Source organism: Streptomyces sp. NPDC048461 (assembly GCF_055587105.1).
The window spans coordinates 66,298-70,379 of record NZ_JBVJGW010000016.1; the positions used below are offsets into that span (position 1 = coordinate 66,298).

Below are 4,082 nucleotides of genomic sequence, written 5' to 3' on the forward strand. Positions count from 1 at the left end.
GCCGGGGCGGGGCACCCCGGGGTGGGCCCGCCGCGGCGGGGGCCGCCCCCGGGCGGCGCGCGCGCGAGCGCGGGGGGGGGGGGGGGGGTCCCCCCCGCGGGGTTGGGGGGCGCCCACGCCGACCGGTGCACGAGCGTCCCGGGCCTGTACGCGGCCGGGGACCTGACCAGCCGGTGGAAGCAGTCGGTCACCGCGTCGGTCGCCGCGGGCGCGGCGGTCGCCGACGCCCTCCACGTGGCGGAGGTCCAGCGCGCCGTCCTGGGCTGAGCCGGGCCGGGCGCGCGGCGTGCCCGGGGTCTTGCCGACATCTGTCGCGGTCTTCCCGGGACCCGGCGCGGCGCGGAAACCATGGGCCGGACGGGCCGGCGAGAGCCTACGAGAAGGGCGGAGCATGAAGCGGATACGGGAACGGGGTTGGGTGCGGTCGCTGGCCGCCGTGGAGGGTCCCGGCGTACGTGTGGTGTGCTTCCCGCACTCCGGGGGGTCGGCGGCGTCCTTCGGACCGTGGGCGGACGTCATGCCGCCCGGCGCGGAGCTCCTGGCGGTCCAGTACCCCGGCCGCGGCGACCGGTTCGGGGAGCCGTGCATGGACGACCTGCCCGCGATGGCGGAGCGGGCCGCCGCGGAACTGCTGCGGCTTCCCCCGGCCGACGTGGTGCTGTTCGGGCACAGCCTGGGGGCGCTGGTGGCGTACGAGACCGCCCTGGTGCTGCGGGACGCGGGGAGGGAGCCGCGCCGGCTGTGCGCGTCCGCGACGGCGGCGCCCGCCCTGTCGGGCGGCGGCACCCTGCACCTGATGCCCGACGACGCGTTCTGGGCGACGCTGTGCGAGCTGGGCGGCATCGAGCCCGGGATCGCCGAGCACGCCGAACTGCGCGAGCTCCTGCTGCCGACGCTCCGCTCGGACCTGCGGACCCACGCGGCCTACCGGCCGCGGCCCGGGATCCGGCCGCTGTCCTGCCCGGTGAGCTGCTACCACGGCGAGGGCGACCCGCTGGTGGACGAGCCGGGGCTGAAGGCGTGGGCGGAGGTCACGTCCGGGGAGTTCACCCTGCGGGTGCGGCCCGGCGGGCACTTCCACGTGACGACCGACGCCGCGGAACTCGTCGCGGACGTCGTGCGCCGGTGAAGGGGATGCCGCTGTGAACACGATCACCGTGATACCCGGTGACGGCATCGGACCGGAGGTCACCGGACCGGCGCTGGACGTCGTCGAGGCCCTCGCGCTGGGCCTGCGGGTGGACGTGCTGGACCACGTGAACGCGCAGACGTACCTGCGGACCGGCGCCGCGCTGACCGGGTCCGACCTCGACCGGATCCGGGCCGGCCGGGCGACCCTGCTCGGCGCGGTCGGGGACCCCCGGCTGGGCGCCACCGACTACGTGCGGAGCGTGCTGTCCACGCTCCGCACCGAACTCGACCTCTACGCCAACTGCCGCCCCGCGCGGCTGTGGCACGACCGGCTGAGCCCGCTGCGCGACGAGACCCGGCGCGCGATCGACTGCGTGATCGTCCGGGAGAACACCGAGGGGCTGTACAGCGGCGTGGGCGGCGGCCTCCGTACGGGCTCGCCGCAGGAGATCGCCGTCGACGTGGACCTCAGCACCCACCACGGGGTGTCGCGCATCATGGACTTCGCGTTCTCCGTGGCCCGGCGCTCGGTCTGCCTGGTCGACAAGGCCAACGCCGTGCGCAACGGCGGCCTGCTGTGGCAGCGCTGCTGGCAGGAGGCGCGGGAGCGGCACCCCGGGGTCGCCACCTCCCACCTGTACGTGGACGCCGCGGCGATGAACCTTGCGACCGACCCGACCGTCTTCGACGTCATCGTCACGAACAACTCCTACGGCGACATCCTGAGCGATCTGACGGCCGCCCTCGCGGGCGGCATCGGCGTGGCCGCGTCGGCGAACGTCAACGCGGTCACCGGGCAAGGCCTCTTCGAGCCGGTGCACGGCAGCGCGCCCGACATCGCGGGGACCGGGGTCGCCAACCCCTTCGGCGCGATCCTGTCCGCGGCGCTGCTGGTCGAGCACCTGGGCCACGCCCGCGAGGCCGAGGCCGTCCGCCGGGCCGTCGGGGCCGCCGTGGACGTCGGGCGGGTCACCCGTGACCTCGGCGGCCACCTGAGTACGAAGGAGGCGGGCGCCGCGGTTCTGGCCGAACTGCGGCAGCCCGGTGGACCGACTGCCGGACGGGGGAACGGCCATGCGCACGCAGGGACATGACGGAGGTCGCACCGGCGGCGACCCGGAGGTGGTCATCGTCGGGGCCGGCCTGGTGGGCACGGTCGCGGCCATGTACCTGGCTCCCCGGTCCGGGCCGGTCACGGTGCTGGAGAAACGGGCCGACCCGCGGCGCGGCCCCGGCCGCAGCGGTCGCTCCATCACGGTGATGCTGTCCGCGCGCGGCTGGCGCGTCCTGGCGGACCTCGGTCTGGAGGAGGCGGTGCGCGCGATCAGCGTTCCGCTGCACGGGCGCTGCGCGCACCTGGCCGACGGTGCTTCGCACGTGACGCCGTACAGCCGGGACCGGCGGCCGATCTGGTCGGTGGAGCGCGAACGGCTGCACCGGCTGCTGCTGGACGCCGCGGAGGCCACTGCCGGCGTGCGGATCCGCTTCGGGCAGCGCGTGCACGCCGTGGACCTGGAGGAACCGGCGGTGCTCGTCGAGGACGGGGCGGGCCGCCGCCGGGTGTCGTGCCGCCGGGTGCTGGGCTGCGACGGCGCCCATTCCACGGCCCGGGGCGCCCTGGCCGCCCGCGACGTGCGCTCCGAGGTGCGGAACCTGGAGCTGGCCTACCAGGAGATCCAGGTGCCGGGCGGCTGGCTCGACCGCTCCACCATGCACTACTGGCCCACCGGTGACGCCATGTTCGCGGCGTTCCCGATGCCGTCGGGAGAGTTCGCCGGCTCCCTCTTCATGCGCCTCGACGGGCCGGCGCCCTCGTACGCGTCGGTGGCGAACGGGCCCGAACTGGCCCGGGTGTTCGCCGACCGCTTCCCCGAACCGACGGCCAACATCCCCGACCTGGCAGCGCAGCTCGCCGCCAAGTCCGTCTCCACCATCTCGACCGTCACCTGCGAGCGGTGGGTCTGGCGGGACACGTTCGCGCTGCTCGGGGACGCGTGCCACGCGATGGCCCCGTTCATGGGGCACGGCATGAACTGCGGCTTCGAGGACGCCCGTACGCTCGTCGACTGCCTGGACCGGGCGGGCGACTGGACGGCGGCGCTCGCCGCCTACGAGAAGGCCCGGACCGAGGACGCGGACGCGATCGCGCACCTCTCCTACCAGCACTACCACACCATGGCCAACCCGCCGAAGGACGAGACCTCCCACGCCGGGGGGATCCTGCGCAAGCGGCTCGGCGACCTCTTCCCCGACCGGTTCGTGCCCCTCTACGAGCAGTGCGCCTTCACCGAGGAGGGTTACGCCTCGATCCTGAGGAGCGACCGGCGCCTCGACCGGCTCGTGGAGGACCTGCTCCACCGGTACGGGACGGATCTCGTCGCGGCGCCCGACAGCCGGCTGCGCGCCTGCGTGCCCGTCGACACCGACACAGTCACCCTGGAGGACTCCGGATGTTCGTGATCCTGTTCAAGTCACGCCTCTCCGAGCAGGCGGGCGAGGACTACTACGCCATGGAGGACGTCATGCGGGAGCGGGTCCGCGCCATCGCCGGCGACGACCTCGTGGACGTCAAGCAGTACACCGGCGAGGACGGGGAGCGCCTCGCCGTCGTCATGTGGCGCAACGCCGAGACCCTCGACAAGTGGCGCCACGACCCCGAGCACCTGGTGGCACAGGCAATGGGCCGCGAACAGTGGTACTCCTCCTACGAGTTGCAGGTCGCCGAGGTGATCCGCAGTTCGAGCCACACCGCCGCCCCGGCGGTGACGCCGTCGGACGCGTCGGCGTAGCGCTCCCCCGCGGGCCGGTCCGCGGACGCGGTGCGGCGCCCGGGCTGCTTCGCCCGGGCGCCGCGCCGCCTGACGGCCGCCCTTCCTCACGCGCCCAAGCCTCAACAGGCGCCCAACATTACACACTCGCCGCCGGACGCGCCGCGGAGCTGCCCCGTGAGG

Annotated in this window: 5 protein-coding genes; all 5 read left to right on the plus strand. The window is 74.7% G+C overall.

Annotated features, from left to right (window positions below):
• Positions 1 to 102 precede the first annotated feature (102 nt).
• The 5 genes from ACZ6S8_RS25770 to ACZ6S8_RS25790 all read left to right on the plus strand — a co-directional run bounded on the left by ACZ6S8_RS25770 (position 103) and on the right by ACZ6S8_RS25790 (position 3,920).
• Positions 103 to 267, plus strand: a complete 165-nt coding sequence (locus ACZ6S8_RS25770; RefSeq protein WP_469459524.1) for a hypothetical protein — start codon at positions 103 to 105, stop codon at positions 265 to 267.
• A gap of 124 nt (positions 268 to 391) precedes the next feature.
• On the plus strand, positions 392 to 1,129 hold the full coding sequence (locus ACZ6S8_RS25775) for a thioesterase II family protein (protein ID WP_469459526.1): 738 nt from the start codon (positions 392 to 394) through the stop codon (positions 1,127 to 1,129).
• A gap of 13 nt (positions 1,130 to 1,142) precedes the next feature.
• On the plus strand, positions 1,143 to 2,225 hold the full coding sequence (locus ACZ6S8_RS25780; protein WP_469459528.1) for an isocitrate/isopropylmalate dehydrogenase family protein: 1,083 nt from the start codon (positions 1,143 to 1,145) through the stop codon (positions 2,223 to 2,225).
• Positions 2,206 to 3,591: an FAD-dependent oxidoreductase gene (locus ACZ6S8_RS25785; protein WP_469459530.1), complete on the plus strand. Its 1,386-nt coding sequence runs from the start codon at positions 2,206 to 2,208 to the stop codon at positions 3,589 to 3,591. Before ACZ6S8_RS25780 ends, ACZ6S8_RS25785 begins: the two co-directional genes overlap by 20 nt.
• Positions 3,582 to 3,920 carry an antibiotic biosynthesis monooxygenase family protein gene (locus tag ACZ6S8_RS25790; RefSeq protein WP_469459532.1) on the plus strand — a complete coding sequence of 113 codons (339 nt, stop codon included), beginning with the start codon at positions 3,582 to 3,584 and terminating at the stop codon, positions 3,918 to 3,920. The genes ACZ6S8_RS25785 and ACZ6S8_RS25790 overlap by 10 nt, the downstream gene beginning before the upstream one ends.
• Positions 3,921 to 4,082: the final 162 nt, after the last annotated feature.

Bases quoted from the DNA above. Each gene is read 5' to 3' on its own strand.
- ACZ6S8_RS25775 (WP_469459526.1), top strand. From the start codon at position 392: ATGAAGCGGATACGGGAACGGGGTTGGGTGCGGTCGCTGGCCGCCGTG.
- ACZ6S8_RS25785 (WP_469459530.1), top strand. From the start codon at position 2,206: ATGCGCACGCAGGGACATGACGGAGGTCGCACCGGCGGCGACCCGGAG.
- ACZ6S8_RS25790 (WP_469459532.1), top strand. From the start codon at position 3,582: ATGTTCGTGATCCTGTTCAAGTCACGCCTCTCCGAGCAGGCGGGCGAG.